Here is a 17382-nt window from a genome sequence, read left to right as displayed (position 1 = left end):
TATGATTCGAAATTTGCAAGAGCTATTGGTCACATCTCCATTATTTCTCTTGGATTAATGTGGTTGTATAAAATAAAATTATACCAATGGACACAAGATTTCCAACATGGTTTCTTTCCAAAAATGGAGAAAAAATACCAAGCATTTTTATCAAAAATATTAACCGGAAGAAATGCATGGATTGCTCTGGGTACCATTATTGGGATGTTGTTTCTTTCATTCATGCTATTGGGAATTTTCCCGAGAAAAGTATTGTTCTTTCCGGATAACATTCCAAATCAGGCGATTGTTTATATTGAATATCCACAAGGAACCGATATCGAAAAAACAAACAAGGCTACCTCATTTGTAGAAAAACAAGTGATTAGCATTTTGAATAAATATGCTGATCCAAAAGATAAGAATGGAAATTTCTTGGCAGAAAGTATTGTTTCTCAAGTTGGTGTTGGTGCTGGAAATCCAAATGTTGATGCCGGTTCTGCATCTGAGACACCTTTTAAAGGAAAAGTAACGGTGAATTTCTCTGAGTACAAATTCAGAAGAGGCTACAATACTTCTGATGTTTTAGAAGAAATCAGAGCGAAAGTAAAAGGAATTGCAGGTGCAAATGTGACGGTCGAAAAAGACGCGAATGGTCCGCCAGCCGGTTATCCGATTAGTATACAGTTGACTGGAACCGATTATGATGTAATGCTAAAAGAAGCTGACAAATTGATTGCTTTTGTCGATTCTAAAAATATTCCCGGAATTGAAAAACTGAATGTAGATGTAAACAAAGAAAGTCCGGAACTGGAAGTAAAAGTAGACAGAGTAAACGCCGGAAGTCTTGGTGTTTCTACAGGTCAGTTAGGTTTTAATCTTCGTCGTTCCGTTTATGGTCAGGAAATTTCAACTTTCAAAGAAGGTGATGATGATTATAACATTGTGGTTCGTATGCAGGAAGACCAACGTAAAAGCGAAAATATACTTTTCAATCAATCGTTGACTTTTAGAAATCAGAATAACGGACAAATCGTTCAGGTTCCGATTTCTGCTGTTTCGCAAACGGAGAAAAAAGACACGTATAACCAAATCAAAAGGAAGAACTACAAACGTATTTTGACCTTTTATTCCAATGTGTTGACCGGTTTTAATGGCGACGAAATTACCAAGCAAATTGGGACTGAATTAACCAGTTACAAAATGCCAAAAGGAGTTACGTATTCGTTCTCAGGTGTGCAGGAAGAGCAAGGAAAAAATCAAAGTTTCTTGTTTTATGCGTTGTTTTTGGCTTTAGCCGGAATTACCATAATCATCGTGTTGCAATTTAATTCGGTTTCCAAATCACTAGTTATTTTATTTACCGTATTGTTAAGTTTCAGTGGTGTTTTCTATGGTTATATAATAGCAGGAATGGATTTCGTTGTGCTGATGACCATGATGGGAATTATTTCCTTGGCGGGAATTGTGGTGAAAAATGGAATTGTATTAATGGATTTCTTTGTATTGCTTTTGGATAAAAAAGTAGCAGACAAAGGAGTTGAATCACACAATGATTTATCGCTTGACGAAATAAAAGCCGTAATTATTGAAAGTGGAAAATCGCGTTTGCGTCCCGTTTTATTAACAGCGCTGACTGCAGTTTTGGGATTAATTCCGTTAGCGATTGGCTTGAACTTTGACTTCTTCGGATTAATAACCGATTTGAATCCGCATTTATATATGGGTGGAGATAACGTTATTTTCTGGTCGCCTTTGGCTTGGACCATTATCTTCGGATTGACTTATGCAACCGTGCTGACTTTAGTAATGGTTCCGGTAATGTTCTATTTAGTGAAACGAACTAAGTATTATATTAGAGATAGAAAAGCATTATAATAGCATTTCTTACATACAAAAAAGGGAACTCAAAATTGAGTTCCCTTTTCTATTTATAAATAATTAACTTTTTAATTTTTAGCAAGAGCGTCTTGTTTCCAAGATTTCACTTTGGCCACTCTGCTGCTTGAATAATCAACTTCGCTTAGTGATTTATCATTCCAAAAAAACCATTTTCCGGTTTTTTCTCCGTTAGCATATTCACCAATTGATTTTTTATTTCCATTAGTATCATAAGCAACCCAACTTCCTTCCAATTTGCCATCTTTAAAATGACCTTGTTGTTGGATTTGTCCATTATCATAGTAGTAAGTAGCTTTTACTAGATTACCTTCTTGTTCCAAAACTGGCTTTGCTGTTTGTGCAAAAGTCAATGCTGAGATTGCTAAAGCACCTAAAATCATTATCTTTTTCATCGTTGTAGGTTTTAAATATTCATAATTACATAACAAATATATACATTATTTTACATTTAAAAAACTTTTAGTTAACAATTTGGTAACATTGGATGAAAATTTAACATTGTCTAGTTGTTAAACAGTTTGGAAATTTACTTTCTTATCACATTGAGCGTAAATCTTTTTCCTCTATTTTTCAGATAATTATTTTTTTTGCTTGACTTTACCTTCATGTTTATTCTGCGACTCTTCAATAGAATGTGAAGTATGCAAGCTAGTGTCTTTAGCTGATAAAGCACTCAGGTTGCTGTAGTATTTTTGTACAGTTTCCATTTCTTCTTCGGTCATGCTTTCAATATCTACAAGACGATTACTCGAATATTTATTGGAAGCTACCAGCTCATTTAGTTTAAGCTGTATGGCCAGAGAGTCTTTATTCTGTGCTTTTTGTATCAGGAAAACCATTAAGAATGTAATTATGGTTGTCCCAGTGTTAATTACCAATTGCCAAGTTTCAGAATAGTCAAAGAAGGGACCGCATATTGCCCAGACGATTACAATTATAAACGCACAACTAAATGCGCCTGTACTTCCGGTTGCTTTAGATACTTTGCTCGCCCATTTTTCGAAAAATGAAGTCTTTGACGGTGGTGTCGCTTTCTTGGTGTTTTTTTTATTTGTTGCCATGATTCTGTCTTTAGGATTGCCGGACTAAAGTAAACCGAATAGCATACAAACGTTTTACAAAATTTATTTATTTAATTATAAGATTAACTCATTATTTAGTTTGGTGAATTAGTTACTTTATAACTTCCACCATGAGCTTCCCGGAACATGTTCGGGATATTGGGAGCTTCGAAACTCGCCAAAAGTATTAGGCATAAAAAAAGAGCAACATTTACATGTTACTCTTTTATGCTCCCTCTCTTGGGCTCGAACCAAGGACCCTCTGATTAACAGTCAGATGCTCTAACCAACTGAGCTAAGAAGGAAGGTGTGTTACCTTTTAAAGCGGTTGCAAATATAATGCGATTTTTATTTTCTACAAATAATTTTAAAGAAAATTTTAAAAAATCTTATTTATGAAAAATTGCCTTGTAAATATCATTCCCGTTGGCAAACAGTAATAACGAAATAAGTAAAACAAAGCCAACCATTTGGGCATTTTCTAGGAACTTATCACTAGGTTTTTTACCACTAATTATTTCGTATAACAAAAACATTACATGACCTCCATCTAAAGCTGGAATAGGCAACAAATTCATAACGCCAAGCATAATTGACAATAAAGCTGTAATGCTCCAAAACGCTTCCCAGCTCCATGAATCCGGGAATACATTATAAATCGCTGCAAAACCTCCAACACCTTTATAGGCTCCTGTACTTGGTGTGAAAATTGCTTTTAACTGCTTTCCATATTTGGCGAGCTGATCAAATCCTTTTTGCATTCCAATTGGAATAGATTCAAAAAAACCATATTCCACATTATTGAATTTGTAATAACCAAGTTTTTCTAAATTGTCGGTTTCCAATTCACCTAATTGGACTCCGAGTTTTCCTGACTTGTTGACTTGAAGGCTCACATTCGTTAGCTTCTGTTCTCTTAATACAACTGCTACCAAACTTTTACCTTTATTAGGTTCCAAAATCGGGGTCACCTCATCTATATATTTCGTAGGTTTGCCGTCAATAGAAACTAAAATATCTTTTGGTTTTAACTGTTTGTCATTAGGAGAACCCGCGGAAAAACCTGCCACTACAAAAGGGAGTCTTAAGGTAATCACACTCTTTTTATCCTGGTCAATTATTTTCCCGATGAAACCTACTGGAAGGTCTATTGTTTTTTCTTCCCCATTTCTTTCAACTACAACTTTTTTAGACATTAAAATATCCAAACTAACAGCAGGTACAAAGCGCTCTACTTTTTCACCATCAATGGAAACAATTTTATCTCCTGTTTTGATTCCGGCTTTCTCCACAACTGGATTGGTTACCCATACACCGTCTTTTACAGAGTCATTTTTAACATAGATATCACCATAAAAATAAACCATCCCAATATAAATGATAAAAGCCAAAATAAAATTCACCGTAACACCACCAAGCATAATGATTAATCGTTGCCAGGCTGGTTTAGAACGAAATTCCCATGGTTTCGGCGGCAATGCCATTTGCTCTTTGTCCATGCTTTCATCTATCATTCCTGATATTTTCACATAGCCTCCAAGTGGCAGCCATCCGATACCGTATTCGGTTTCGCCGATTTTCTTTTTTAGTAATGAATATTTGATGTCAAAAAACAAGTAGAACTTCTCTACTCGTGTTTTAAATAATTTGGCAGGAATAAAATGCCCTAATTCGTGAAGTATTATTAGTATTGATAAACTCAGTAAAAATTGAGATAATTTGATTGCAATTTCCATTTCTTATGTATCGATTTCTTTTAAAAGCACAAAAGTAAGGTTTCCGCCTTACTCTTGTACACTTTTTTTGTTAAAAAGGTCTGCCTGCCGTCAGGCAGGTTATTTTTTTATGAATTTTTTATGATAAGTGCCATCTGTCGTCTGAATCTCCACATAATGAACTCCCGTTGACAAGCTATTTACCGAAAAATCTAAAGTCGGATTTTCCAAAACTTTTTGCCCTAGATTATTATAAACAGTTACATTTTCTAATGTTGAAGTACTCGGCATTTGAATGTGCAGTACATCCGAACTTGGATTAGGATAAATCGAAACCGCGTTGTCTACATCAAAATTTTGATTTCCTAACGTAGCTGAAGAATTAGCCGCAATAATATGTCGTTTAGGATCAAATTCAACATTTGTAATAGCAAAAGGAACACTAACAATAATTTGTTCTCCATTAAACGTATTGTTCAATGCTAAATCAGCTTGTTGTCCACCAGCTCCATAAATTCTAAGCGGAACCGGCATTTCAAAATAGGAAACTGAAGCATCCGATTGGGTTTGGTTAATCACAAATTTGGCCTGACCTACGCCCCAATTTTGAGCCGTAATCGTATAAGTCGGATACCCTTGATTGTATATCCAATCGTTGAAAAACTCCGTTAAACTTTGTCCGTAAACGGTTTCCATATGGGTTTTGAAATCGGTAGTTACGGCATATTTATAAGCCAAATTAGAATCGGCTAAATAATTTTTCACCCCTTGAAAGAACAAGGCATCACCCAATTTAAAACGCAACATTTCCAAAACCATAGCGCCTTTGTTATAACTCAATCGGCTGCTGAAAATTCTGTTTACATTGGTGGCTTGTGCATCCGTTAAATAAACATTCCCGGTTGGACTTGAAGTAATATAATCTATCATACCTGCTTTTTCGGTTACAAAAGCATCGGCGCCATCAAAATTTTCAATCACTAAAGTAGCCAAATAGGTAGCAAATCCTTCGTTTAACCAAATGTCTTTCCATGTGCCACAAGTCACTTTATCTCCAAACCATTGGTGTCCCATTTCATGAGCAATCAATTGTCTGCTAAAATTAAACATAAAAGAAACTGTTGTATGCTCCATTCCGCCGCCCCAACTAAACTGAGCATGTCCATATTTTTCGTTGCGAAAAGGGTATGGCTCAAACAGCGTTTCATATAAATTTATTATTCCTATTGTTTCATTTAAATCCGAAACGGAGGAACTATAATTTTCAGGATAAACATAATTTATAATGGGAAATGTATTGGGGGCCGTTCCTGCAGTTTGGTTGTATATTTGATAATTTGTAACCGCCATACAAATTAAGTAAGCTGGAATCGGGTGACCATGATGAAAATGTGTCGTTTTATTTGCACCTGAAATTACTGGTGTGGTAGTTTCAATTCCGTTAGAAACTGCAATGTATTGTGATGGCGCTGTGATATAAACATCTATACTATCAATTTTATCATTCAAGTCCTGCTTACAAGGCCACCAGTCTCTGGCACCAAATGGTTCTGAAAGTGTCCAAATAATTGGACTACCGTTATGTGTTGATTGAACAAAGGAATCAAACCCATTGGCTGGCGGAACACCCGAATAATTAATCTCAACAGTAGCTGAAGCCCCTATAGTTTGTGTTGCAGGTAACGTAATAATCAACTCATTATTGGTGTTTTCGACAAAAGTCAAATTAGTGGCTCCGATTTTGACCGAACTCGCTGTTAATTCATTAGCAAAATCAAATGTTACTGTAGTCATGTTTGCCAATGCTGTGAACGTAGTAAAGACTTTTCCTGTGATAAACTTCACCGTTGGATTAACTGTAAATTCCAATCTGTGATAGGTAATGTTGTAATTAGCCGTATTTGGATTGACTTCAATATTCATCTGTCGTGATGCCGAGTTCATTTCAGCTTCAGCAATTGAATTGGTTTTATTTAAATTGGTTTGGGCAAAAACAATAGATACTGTAAAACACAGCAGTAATAGGTAGGATTTCTTCATGGCAATAGCAAAAATTTTTGCTAATATACCACTTATTGAATTATGCTTCTGCCAAATAAATTATAAATTATACTTCTATTCCTTTGATTTTTATTTAATTAGATTTGAGATTAAGAGGAGACTGTCCGGTGGACAGTCGGTATTTCAGATAGTTGCAAATTTATTGTAGTTATTAAGTTTCACTATCAGAAAGGTTATATCAAACATTTCATTAAATTTGCGTCCTTATAAAGAAAATGTCATGTTACAGATAAGTTACGTCAGAGATAATAAAGAAAAAGTGATTACGGCTCTAGCCAAAAGAAACATGGATGTGAAGACACTCGTGGAAGAAGTAATCCTATTAGACGAAAACAGAAGAAGCACACAAGTTGCTTTAGATACTACTTTGGCGGAAGCCAACAAGCTTTCATCAGCCATTGGCGATTTGATGAAAAGTGGTGAAAAAGCAAAAGCTGAAATCCTAAAACTAAAAACGGTTCAGTTAAAAGAAACGAGCAAAGAACTTGGTGAAAAATCAGATGCTTTAGCCAATGAACTTTTAGAAAAAATGTATCAGTTGCCAAATCTTCCTGCGGATATTGTTCAGGTTGGAAAAACTCCCGAAGAAAACCTAAACGTTTTTGAAGAAGGCGAAATTCCTGTTTTGCACGAAGGCGCACAACCACATTGGGAATTGGTAAAAAAATACGACATCATCGATTTTGAATTGGGTGTAAAAATCACTGGCGCAGGTTTTCCTGTTTATAAAGGAAAAGGAGCCAAATTACAACGCGCGTTGATTTCATATTTCTTAGATAAAAATACCGAAGCCGGTTATCAGGAATTTCAGGTTCCGCATTTGGTAAATGAAGCTTCTGCCTACGGAACCGGACAATTACCGGATAAAGAAGGGCAAATGTACCATGATGCAACCGACGATTTATATTTAATTCCAACTGCCGAAGTTCCGGTAACGAATATTTTCCGTGATGTGATTTTGCAGGAAAGCGAATTGCCGATTTTGTGTACAGGATATACACCATGTTTCCGTCGTGAAGCAGGTTCTTATGGAGCTCACGTTCGTGGGTTGAATCGTTTGCATCAATTTGACAAAGTAGAAATAGTTCGCATCGAACATCCTGATAAATCGTATGAAGCTTTAGACGGAATGGTGGAGCATGTGAAAACTTTGTTACAGGAATTGAAATTACCTTACCGAATTCTTCGTCTTTGTGGCGGCGATATGGGTTTTGCTTCGGCTTTGACTTATGATTTTGAAGTATTTTCTACGGCACAGGATAAATGGTTGGAAATTAGTTCTGTTTCGAATTTTGAAACCTTCCAGGCGAATCGTTTGAAATTGCGTTTCAAAGGAAAAGAAGGCAAAACGCAGTTAGCGCACACATTAAACGGAAGCTCATTGGCATTGCCAAGAGTTTTAGCCGGAATTCTGGAAAATTATCAAACCCCGGAAGGTATCGTAATCCCAGAAGTATTGCGCAAGTACACCGGATTTGACATCATAAACTAAAAAAGTTAACCTACCTGTCGGCAGGCAGGTCTTTATTTAACATATACTTGCACTAATCGGACACAAAAAGTGTTACTTTAGTGCATTGTTTTTTAAAAAAAATTCATGAAAAAAATTCTCGTAATAGTAGTGTTATTCGTTTCGCTTTGGGCAAATGCTCAGAACGAGCAGTTGGCGAATAATTATTTTGACCGTGGTGAATTTGAAAAAGCGTTGGTGAGTTATGAAGATTTGTTAAAATCCAATGAAGGAAATTTTAATTATTTCCAAAGAACAATTGAATGTCTGCAGCAATTACAGCAATTTGACAAAGCGGAAAAACTTTTAGAAAACCGAATTGACAAATACAGGCAAAATAATCTTTTGGTCGAATTGGGTTTTAATTATCAGTTGCAAAAAAACCAAGAAAAAGCCACTAAATATTACAATCAGGCGATTGATAAAATCAAGAAAAATGCGAATGAAGTCTACGGAATTGCCTATGTTTTCGAAATAAAGGCATTAATAGATTATGCGCTTTTGGCATACCAAACAGCCTTGGAAAAAGAGCCTAAGTTGTCTTTAAATTTTCAAATGGCCACGCTTTACGGGCAAAAAGGCAATACCGATTTGATGATTGACATGTTCTTGCAGGAGGCTTTTCAAAACCCACAAAATCTGCCGCTAATTCAAAATCAGTTATCCCGATTTATGACGGAAGAAGTGGATACTAATTTTAACGATTCGTTAAAAAAAGCACTGTTGCTTAGAGCACAAAAAACACAGGATGTTTTTTGGAATGATTTCTTAAGCTGGCTTTTTATACAGCAAAAAGAATATGGCAAAGCCTTTATTCAGCAAAAAGCGATTTACAAACGAAATCCCGATTCTTTTGCCAATATTGTAAATTTAGGACAAATGGCGATTGAAGATAATGACCAAGATTCGGCAACCGAAATTTTGAGTTTTGTACTCGAAAATACCAAAGATTTAGAATTACTTATTCAGTCGCATTCCTATTTGATAGAAATGAAAATTGACCACGCTACAGAGAAAGATTATCCTGCTATAACTGCTGAACTAGAATCGTTGGTTAAAGAATTTGGCGTAAGTCCATACACGCTTTCGCTTTTAAAATTAGAGGCTGATTTCAACGCTTTTCATTTGAACAATTCAGAAAAAGCCAAAGCGATTTTGAAAAGTGCTATGGAAATGCCGATTAACAGATATCAATTGGCTGAAGTAAAAATGGAATTGGCCGACATTTATTTATTTGAAGAAAAGTTTAATCAGGCGTTGATTTACTATTCCCAGATTGAAGAAGACATGAGTGGCGATGTGGTTGGTCAGGAAGCCAGTTTAAAAACCGCTAAAACCAGTTATTTTAAAACCGATTTTGAATGGGCATCACACCAATTAAAAGTATTGAAATCAGCGTCGTCACAACTGATTGCCAATGATGCGTTGGATTTATTTTTGCTGATAAGCGACAACACTGTGGAAGATTCTCTGCAGGTGGCTTTGAAGAAATTTGCGCGTGCTGATTTTCTTTTATATCAAAATAAAAAGAAGGAATCGTTGGCAGCATTTCAACTGATTTTGAAAGAACACAAAGGCGAGGATATTGAACCCGTAACACTTTTGCGCATTGGGAAAATCTATGAAAAATTAGTTGATTTTGCTAATGCTTTAGCCAATTATGATGCGATAATCACCAAACATAAAGACTGCATTTATATTGATGAAGCACTCTATTTTTCGGCAGAAATTTATAACAACCAACTGAAAGATACAGAAAAAGCAAAACCGCTTTATGAAGAAATGCTCACCAAACATGAAGACAGCATTTATTATGTAGATTCAAGGAATAAATACCGAAAACTACGAGGTGATACTAATCTTTAGTGTTCAGCCAGCCTACCGGCAGGCAGGTCTCAGTCGCAGTTAGAGTTTTTTTATAAACTTCATAACCCTTTTAAACTTATAACCCTTAATCAAAATGATACTTTACAACGTAACCATGAACATACACGAAAGCGTTCACGACCAATGGATGCAATGGATGCAGGAAAAACATATCAATGATGTATTGGCTACCGGGAAATTTTCTTCCGCTAGAATGGTCAAAGTTTTGGTCGAGGAAGATATGGGCGGAACAACCTATTCTATTCAATACACTACTGACAGTAAAGAAACCCTACAGAGGTATTATGATGAAGATGCTGGAAGATTACGCGAAGAAGGATTAAAATTATTTGGCGATAAAATGCTGGCTTTCCGGACAGAATTGGAGTTGATTTCGGAACATTAAAAATGTTTATAGTTTATGGTTTGTAGTTTATAGTTACTCCAACCCTAAACCTTAAACCCTAAACCACAAACCTTATGGACGTAAGAGCCAAAAAACATCTCGGACAACATTTCCTAACGGATGAATCGATTGCCAAAAATATAGCCGACACTTTGAATTTTGAAGGCTATGACATTACTTTGGAAATTGGTCCGGGAATGGGAGTTTTGACCAAATACCTTTTGGAAAAGCCAACCGAAACCTATGTTATCGAAATTGACACCGATTCAGTTGAATATTTGAATGCGCACTATCCTAAACTGCACGGCAAAATCATTTCCAAGGACGTTTTGAAATACAATCTCAACGAAGTTTTTGAAGGCAAACCTTTTGCCATCATTGGTAATTTTCCCTATAATATTTCATCGCAAATTGTTTTTAAATGTTTGGAATTGCGTCATCAGGTTCCTGAGTTTTCGGGCATGTTTCAAAAAGAAGTGGCAGAACGCATCTGTGAAAAAAAAGGAACAAAAGCCTACGGAATTCTATCCGTTTTGGTTCAGGCTTTTTATGAAGCTGAATATTTATTTACGGTTTCACCCGATGTTTTTAATCCGCCCCCAAAAGTAAACTCTGGGGTTTTGCGCTTACGCAGGAAAGAGAATTTCACACTTCCATGCAATGAAAAATTATTCTTTTCGGTAGTAAAAACAGGTTTCCAACAACGTCGCAAAACATTACGGAATAGTTTAAAATCATTCCAGCTTTCGGATAATTTAAAAGAAGATACTATCTTTGACCTGCGTCCTGAGCAATTAACCGTTGAACAGTTCATAGAACTCACTCAAAAAATAGAAGCCAATGCAGTTTAAAATCAGCAAAGAACTCTTAGAGCAAATCGAGCAGCTCATTCATGACAAAAACGACCAAGAGTTGGAAGTGTTGTTGAATGATATGCACCATGCCGATATTGCCGAGATTTTTGATGAACTGAATATTGAAGAAGCTACTTATATTTTTAAGATTCTTGACAGTGAAATAACCGCTGAAATTCTTCCCGAATTAGAAGATGATGTTCGTGAAAAAATTCTTCATGGTCTTTCTGCCAAAGAAATTGCAGAAGAGTTAGATGAATTAGATACGGATGACGCTGCCGATATTATTGCCGAACTTTCGCAAAGCAAAAAGGAGGAAGTAATCTCGGAGCTGGAAGATGTTGAACACGCCAAAGACATTGTCGATTTGTTGCGTTACGACGAAGATACTGCCGGTGGTTTGATGGGGAAAGAGTTAGTGAAAGTCAATGAAAATTGGAACGTGCTTACCTGTGTGAAAGAAATGCGAATCCAAGCGGAAAACGTTACTCGCGTGCATTCGATTTACGTGGTAGATGATGAAAATCGTTTAAAAGGCAGATTATCGCTAAAAGATTTGTTGACGACTTCTACCAAAACGCCAATCAGCGAAGTGTATATCAAAAAAGTGGATTCTGTAAAAGTTGACACCCCAAACACTGAGGTAGCCCGAATCATGCAAAAATATGACTTGGAAGCGATTCCAGTTGTTGATGAAATGGGGAGATTAGTGGGTCGTGTTACGGTTGATGATATTATCGATGTGATCAAAGAAGAAGCCGACAAAGATTACCAAATGGCGGCAGGTATCACGCAAGATGTAGAAGCTGGCGATAGTGTTTTGGAAATGATAAAAGCACGTTTACCGTGGCTTTTGATTGGAATGGCAATTGAATTAGTAGCCTCATTGGTGCTAAAGGAAAACGAAACGACGGCACAAACCTATTCAACATTAATCATATTTGTTCCATTACTTTCGGCAACCGCAGGAAACATAGGAGTTCAGGCATCAGCGATTGTGGTGCAAGGCTTGGCAAACGGTTCATTAAAAGAATTCAGTAAAACCTATCTAAAGAAAGAACTCGCAGTTGCATTGCTTTCAGGAACTATAATTTCATCTTTTCTATTTTTATATCATTCTTTAATGTACGGACAGGAATTGGTTGGGCTCGCGATTTCCATCTCAATGATTGTCGTGATTCTTTTTGCAGCATTGTTGGGGACAGTAGTTCCATTAGTACTCTACAAAAATAAAGTAGATCCCGCTATTGCTACAGGTCCCTTCATCACTACAACCAACGACGTTTTCGGAATCATGATATATTTCTGGATTGCGCGTATGATTCTTGGGTTTTAAATAAATTATTACAAAGAGAATTAGGAACCACATTTAGTTCTATCAAACCCTGTAGTTTTTTTAAATCTGTATTCTATTTTTATTTACTACATTTGAAGATAGCGGTTAGTATATGTCTTTCATTACATTATCAATTATTAAACTATTGTATTCCATTTTTCTTCATCAATTAACTATATTCTATTGTTTACATAGAATAAACTTCAAGGTTATATGATTAATCAAGCATTAATAAATAGTTCAACAGATCTCATGTGGAGCATCGATAAGGAATACAAGCTTATTGCCTTTAATGATACTTTTAAAGATAGTTTAAAATCCTATACAGGGCATGATTTTAATGTAAACGACTATGTGCTTTCCAAAGAATTTTTCGATCACGAATATCTAGCATATTGGAAAACTCTATATAATAGAGGATTTAAAGGTGAAAAAGTGACTCATGAAATTTATAGTCCGATAGCAAATTCCGATGAATTACTTTGGTATGAAATTAATATTCATCCAATGTATGAAGAAAATGAAATTTATGGCATTGCTTGTTTTGGCAAAGACATTACTGAGAAAAAAATTGCCATTGATACTTTAGCTAAAAATGAAACAAGATATAGAGACATATTAAACAACCTTGAAGCGGGTGTTATTATTCACAATCCAGACACTTCCATTCAAATTAGTAATGCTAAGGCTTCCGAATTATTAGGTTTGAGTGAGGATCAAATGAGAGGAAAATTTGCAATTGACCCACAATGGAAGTTTATTTATGAAGACGGAAGTTCAGTGCCGTTAGAAAATTATCCGATTAATGAAATAAAATCAACGAAAATTCCTTTAAAAAATAGTGTTATAGGCGTTAATCGCCCATTACATAATGATATTTTATGGGTATTGGTAAACGGTTTTCCGAAGTTTAATGATGGAGGATCTGAAATTAAAGAAATCATTATCACATTCATTGATATCACTGCCCGAAAAGAGATGGAAATTGACCTATTGAAATCAAAATTACAAGCTGAGACAGCAAGTAAAGCCAAATCAGAGTTTTTAGCAAATATGAGTCATGAAATTAGAACACCGTTAAATGGTATAATTGGGTTTACTAATTTACTTATGAAAACTAATTTGGATAAAAACCAAATGGAATATATGTCAACCGTTAGTGAATCTGCAACAGCATTAATGGAAATTATAAATGATATTTTAGATTTTTCTAAAATTGAAGCAGGCAAACTCGAATTGAATATACAAGAAGTAAATTTAGTTGAACTTACAAATCAAGTCATCGAACTTTTCAAACAACAAGCGCTGCTAAAAAACATTTCCCTAACACTTTCTATTGATCACGATGTGCCCGTTACTATTTTTGCTGATGCTATTCGGCTTAAACAAATATTCTTCAATCTAATTAGTAATGCCTTAAAATTTACTTCGTTTGGTCAAATTCATTTGGATTTACATTGTCTTGAAAATAACAATGGGGAAGCCACCATTCAATTTTCAGTTAAAGACACTGGAATTGGTATTAAAGAATATAATCAAGAAAAAATATTCATGTCTTTTGTTCAGGAGGATAATTCTACCTCTAGAAAATATGGTGGTACAGGATTAGGGTTGGCTATTTCAAATAGGTTACTAGGTTTGATGAATAGTAAGATGAAACTCGTTAGTAAATTTGGAGAAGGGAGTAATTTTTATTTTGAAGTTGATTTTCAAACTTCAACCAATTCAACAGAAAACACTATTGCATTTTCGAATGAAGCTAGAAAAATGAAAGATATTCAGTCTCTATTTACTAATCCTATTCAAATTTTAATTGTAGAAGACAATCCTATCAATATGTTTTTAGCAAAAACATTGGTTAAGAAAATGGTTCCCAATGGAACTATTTATGAAGCCATTAATGGTGCTGAAGCTATAGAACAATTTAAAAATAACCCATTAGATCTTATTTTAATGGATGTGCAAATGCCCATAAAGAATGGTTATGAAGCATCAACTGAAATTCGAACTTTAGAAGACAAAAGCCATATTCCAATCATTGCATTAACCGCCGGAATTATGTTGGGTGAAAAAGAAAAATGCTTTGAATTTGGTATGAATGATTATCTTTCAAAACCTATTATATTTAATGAGTTGGAAACTCTTTTAAAGAAATGGATTAAAGCCTAATTAACTCATCTGACTTTGTTAATTCAAACTACCATTAAAAAAATCCACAAGTATTTCAAATTGTTTTTGTAATTAAAAGTAAGTTAAAAAGCAAAAAGCACTATGAAATATTAGCTGTTTTTAAAGCGCTTAGGGCAAGCAAATAAAAATATTTGACTCGCTCTTAAATTAAAAAGCCCCACCTTTGAGATACGTTTTTGTACCTGCCTAACGGCAGGCAGGCCTCGAGCTTGAGCAAACAAAAGGAGTTTGACTCCAGCCCACAAAAAAAGCCCTTCTTTCGAAGAGCTTTTGTACCCGGAGCGGGACTTGAATCTACCTGTCGGTAGACAGGCCCGCACGGTTGCCCACAGGTGTTTGAGACCAGCGCGTCTACCAACCTGCCTGCCGGCAGGCAGGTTCCGCCTATTGCGTTAAACTTTCTTGAATGATTTTTAATTTTTCCTTACCAATGCCGCTTTTAAAATATTTTTCTTTTTGCCTAGCTTCTAGTCTTGTCTCAAATTCTTGAGTATAAATTATTTTAAATGGCAAATAAGGTTTGGTTGTTTTGTTTTTACCATTGTTATGTTCAAAAAATCTTCTTTCTAAATTATCTGTTAAACCTACATAAATATAGTTGCGTTCCAAACTAGAAATTGCGTAAACATAATACATAAAAATATTTTAAAATTAAAAAAAGCCCTTCTTTCGAAGAGCTTTTGTACCCGGAGCGGGACTTGAACCCGCACGGTTGCCCACAGGTGTTTGAGACCAGCGCGTCTACCAATTCCGCCATCCGGGCTAAGTAGACAAAACCAACAACAGTTGGTTTATCGCGAAAAATAAGAGTCAAAAAGGCTGCTTATTTTTAAACACGGTGCAAATGTAAAAAATAAAACATCATTTTCTAAAAAAATACTCTAAAATATCCTTTCAGAGTTAGATTTAATTTCTAAATTTGCACCTCGGTAAAACGAAGCACAACTAACTAACTACATTCGAGGCATTTCCGTTAGGATTGCAACGGATAAAAACAACAAATTATAATGTCGCATTTAGAACCAGAAGCAAAGATATTTGCGTGTTCGCAAAGCGTCTACCTTGCTGAACAAATAGCCGAAAACTATGGTGTTCCGCTGGGTAAAGTTACGTTCTCAAAATTTAGTGATGGTGAATTTCAACCTTCTTTTGAAGAATCAATAAGAGGCTTGCGTGTTTTTATTGTCTGCTCTACATTTCCGAGCGCCGACAATTTAATGGAACTTTTGTTAATGATTGATGCTGCAAAAAGAGCATCAGCCCGACACATTACTCCCGTAATTCCGTATTTTGGTTACGCAAGACAAGACCGAAAAGACAAACCAAGGGTTCCGATTGGAGCAAAACTGATAGCAAAACTATTAGAAACTGCCGGAGCAACCCGAATCATGACGATGGATTTACATGCTGATCAGATTCAAGGTTTCTTTGAAATGCCGGTGGATCATTTATTTGCATCGACTATCTTTTTGCCTTATGTTAAGAGTCTGCAGTTAGACAATTTAACAATCGCATCTCCAGATATGGGAGGTTCAAAAAGAGCGTATGCGTATTCTAAGTTTTTAGAATCAGATGTGGTAATTTGTTACAAACAAAGAAAAGCTGCCAACATAATTGACACAATGGAGTTGATTGGTGAAGTGAAAGGTAGAAATGTAATTCTGGTGGACGACATGGTCGATACCGGAGGAACACTTGCCAAAGCAGCTGATTTAATGATTGAAAAAGGAGCGTTAAGCGTGAGAGCAATTTGTACTCATGCGATACTTTCGGGTGATGCTTATGAGAAATTAGAGAAATCTCAATTACTGGAATTGATAGTAACCGATTCAATTCCGTTAAAGAAGGAATCAAATAAAATAAAAGTAGTGAGTTGTGCGCCACTTTTTGCAGAAGTAATGAACATGGTGCAGCACAACAATTCCATTAGCGGGAAGTTTTTAATGTAAGCTGTTGGAAGTAGTTTGCAGAAGATTGCGTTAGCGATTGCAACGGCAGCCCGCAGCGCAGCAAGGACTATAGTGGAAAGCGCGGCGCGAGGAACGAGAGCAACGCCCAGAAAAGAATTTTTATTATTAATTATATATATTTTACAATGAAATCGATTACGATTAAAGGATCACAAAGAGAAAGCGTAGGCAAAGTTGCGACTAAGGCGGTACGTAATGCTGGAATGGTTCCTTGCGTTATTTACGGAGGAAGTCAACCAATTCATTTTGCAGCAGAAGAAAAAGCATTTAAAAGCTTGGTTTACACTCCAAACGCACACACAGTTGTGATAGATTTGGATGGAAAAACTACCAATGCCGTTTTGCAAGACATTCAGTTTCACCCAGTTTCAGACAGAATCAATCACATTGTTTTTTTCCAATTGGATGACAACAAAGAAATCATTATGGAAGTACCTGTAAAAGTAACCGGAACTTCTCCAGGTGTACTTTTAGGAGGTGTTTTGAACTTGAATCAACGTAGATTAAAAGTGAAAGCTTTACCAAAAAATCT

General features: G+C 35.7%; 14 protein-coding genes and 2 tRNA genes. 9 read left to right on the top strand and 7 right to left on the bottom strand.

What is annotated here, in order from left to right:
* Window positions 1–1857, top strand: a 1857-nt coding sequence (locus tag RMN97_RS12575) for an efflux RND transporter permease subunit (RefSeq protein WP_309614868.1), incomplete at its 5' end; no start/stop codon positions are given.
* A gap of 71 nt (window positions 1858–1928) precedes the next feature.
* Here RMN97_RS12575 and RMN97_RS12570 read toward each other — a convergent pair.
* The 5 genes from RMN97_RS12570 to RMN97_RS12550 form a co-directional block, all read right to left on the bottom strand.
* On the bottom strand, window positions 1929–2273 hold the full coding sequence (locus tag RMN97_RS12570; protein ID WP_309614867.1) for a membrane-binding protein: 345 nt from the start codon (window positions 2271–2273) through the stop codon (window positions 1929–1931).
* 186 nt (window positions 2274–2459) lie between these two features.
* On the bottom strand, window positions 2460–2942 hold the full coding sequence (locus RMN97_RS12565; RefSeq protein ID WP_309614866.1) for a low affinity iron permease family protein: 483 nt from the start codon (window positions 2940–2942) through the stop codon (window positions 2460–2462).
* 231 nt (window positions 2943–3173) lie between these two features.
* Window positions 3174–3247, bottom strand: a tRNA-Asn gene (locus RMN97_RS12560).
* An 84-nt stretch (window positions 3248–3331) separates the two neighbouring features.
* Window positions 3332–4678: an RIP metalloprotease RseP gene (gene rseP / locus RMN97_RS12555; RefSeq protein ID WP_309614865.1), complete on the bottom strand. Its 1347-nt coding sequence runs from the start codon at window positions 4676–4678 to the stop codon at window positions 3332–3334.
* 99 nt (window positions 4679–4777) lie between these two features.
* Complete coding sequence (locus RMN97_RS12550; RefSeq protein WP_309614864.1) at window positions 4778–6697, bottom strand: M1 family aminopeptidase; 1920 nt, start codon at window positions 6695–6697, stop codon at window positions 4778–4780.
* 241 nt (window positions 6698–6938) lie between these two features.
* On the opposite strand from RMN97_RS12550, the gene serS reads away from it, so the two are divergent.
* From serS to RMN97_RS12520, 6 genes are all read left to right on the top strand, one after another.
* Complete coding sequence (gene serS / locus RMN97_RS12545; protein WP_309614863.1) at window positions 6939–8210, top strand: serine--tRNA ligase; 1272 nt, start codon at window positions 6939–6941, stop codon at window positions 8208–8210.
* Between the two features lie 105 nt (window positions 8211–8315).
* Entirely contained in the window at window positions 8316–10094 is a 1779-nt protein-coding gene (locus RMN97_RS12540; RefSeq protein ID WP_309614862.1) for a tetratricopeptide repeat protein, read from the top strand.
* Window positions 10095–10188: 94 nt separating this feature from the next.
* Window positions 10189–10500, top strand: a complete 312-nt coding sequence (locus tag RMN97_RS12535; RefSeq protein ID WP_309614861.1) for a DUF4286 family protein — start codon at window positions 10189–10191, stop codon at window positions 10498–10500.
* Between the two features lie 74 nt (window positions 10501–10574).
* Entirely contained in the window at window positions 10575–11351 is a 777-nt protein-coding gene (rsmA, locus tag RMN97_RS12530; RefSeq protein ID WP_309614860.1) for a 16S rRNA (adenine(1518)-N(6)/adenine(1519)-N(6))-dimethyltransferase RsmA, read from the top strand.
* Window positions 11341–12690 carry a magnesium transporter gene (mgtE, locus tag RMN97_RS12525; RefSeq protein ID WP_309614859.1) on the top strand — a complete coding sequence of 450 codons (1350 nt, stop codon included), beginning with the start codon at window positions 11341–11343 and terminating at the stop codon, window positions 12688–12690. Before rsmA ends, mgtE begins: the two co-directional genes overlap by 11 nt.
* A 213-nt stretch (window positions 12691–12903) precedes the next feature.
* Window positions 12904–14859 (top strand): ATP-binding protein, encoded by a 1956-nt coding sequence (locus RMN97_RS12520; RefSeq protein ID WP_309614858.1) that lies wholly within the window; start codon window positions 12904–12906, stop codon window positions 14857–14859.
* Between the two features lie 405 nt (window positions 14860–15264).
* On the opposite strand, the gene RMN97_RS12515 is transcribed toward RMN97_RS12520, so the two are convergent.
* Together RMN97_RS12515 and RMN97_RS12510 are read right to left on the bottom strand one after the other, a co-directional pair.
* Window positions 15265–15516 (bottom strand): GIY-YIG nuclease family protein, encoded by a 252-nt coding sequence (locus tag RMN97_RS12515; protein ID WP_309614857.1) that lies wholly within the window; start codon window positions 15514–15516, stop codon window positions 15265–15267.
* Between the two features lie 47 nt (window positions 15517–15563).
* Window positions 15564–15643: transfer RNA gene (locus RMN97_RS12510), tRNA-Leu, on the bottom strand.
* Window positions 15644–15887: 244 nt separating this feature from the next.
* Between RMN97_RS12510 and RMN97_RS12505 the strand changes: the two genes are divergently transcribed.
* Window positions 15888–16829, top strand: coding sequence for a ribose-phosphate pyrophosphokinase (locus RMN97_RS12505; RefSeq protein ID WP_309614856.1), 942 nt, complete (start codon window positions 15888–15890; stop codon window positions 16827–16829).
* Between the two features lie 146 nt (window positions 16830–16975).
* A partial coding sequence (locus tag RMN97_RS12500) for a 50S ribosomal protein L25 (RefSeq protein ID WP_309614855.1) occupies window positions 16976–17382 on the top strand: 407 nt, incomplete at its 3' end.

This window comes from Flavobacterium sp., assembly GCF_031381455.1.
GTDB lineage: Bacteria > Bacteroidota > Bacteroidia > Flavobacteriales > Flavobacteriaceae > Flavobacterium.
This window is presented reverse-complemented; position numbering and strand designations above follow the sequence as displayed.

Bases quoted from the DNA above. Each gene is read 5' to 3' on its own strand.
- RMN97_RS12505 (WP_309614856.1), top strand. From the start codon at position 15,888: ATGTCGCATTTAGAACCAGAAGCAAAGATATTTGCGTGTTCGCAAAGC.
- RMN97_RS12550 (WP_309614864.1), bottom strand. From the start codon at position 6,697: ATGAAGAAATCCTACCTATTACTGCTGTGTTTTACAGTATCTATTGTT.
- RMN97_RS12535 (WP_309614861.1), top strand. From the start codon at position 10,189: ATGATACTTTACAACGTAACCATGAACATACACGAAAGCGTTCACGAC.
- RMN97_RS12520 (WP_309614858.1), top strand. From the start codon at position 12,904: ATGATTAATCAAGCATTAATAAATAGTTCAACAGATCTCATGTGGAGC.
- RMN97_RS12565 (WP_309614866.1), bottom strand. From the start codon at position 2,942: ATGGCAACAAATAAAAAAAACACCAAGAAAGCGACACCACCGTCAAAG.
- RMN97_RS12570 (WP_309614867.1), bottom strand. From the start codon at position 2,273: ATGAAAAAGATAATGATTTTAGGTGCTTTAGCAATCTCAGCATTGACT.
- mgtE (WP_309614859.1), top strand. From the start codon at position 11,341: ATGCAGTTTAAAATCAGCAAAGAACTCTTAGAGCAAATCGAGCAGCTC.
- rseP (WP_309614865.1), bottom strand. From the start codon at position 4,678: ATGGAAATTGCAATCAAATTATCTCAATTTTTACTGAGTTTATCAATA.
- rsmA (WP_309614860.1), top strand. From the start codon at position 10,575: ATGGACGTAAGAGCCAAAAAACATCTCGGACAACATTTCCTAACGGAT.
- RMN97_RS12540 (WP_309614862.1), top strand. From the start codon at position 8,316: ATGAAAAAAATTCTCGTAATAGTAGTGTTATTCGTTTCGCTTTGGGCA.
- serS (WP_309614863.1), top strand. From the start codon at position 6,939: ATGTTACAGATAAGTTACGTCAGAGATAATAAAGAAAAAGTGATTACG.
- RMN97_RS12515 (WP_309614857.1), bottom strand. From the start codon at position 15,516: ATGTATTATGTTTACGCAATTTCTAGTTTGGAACGCAACTATATTTAT.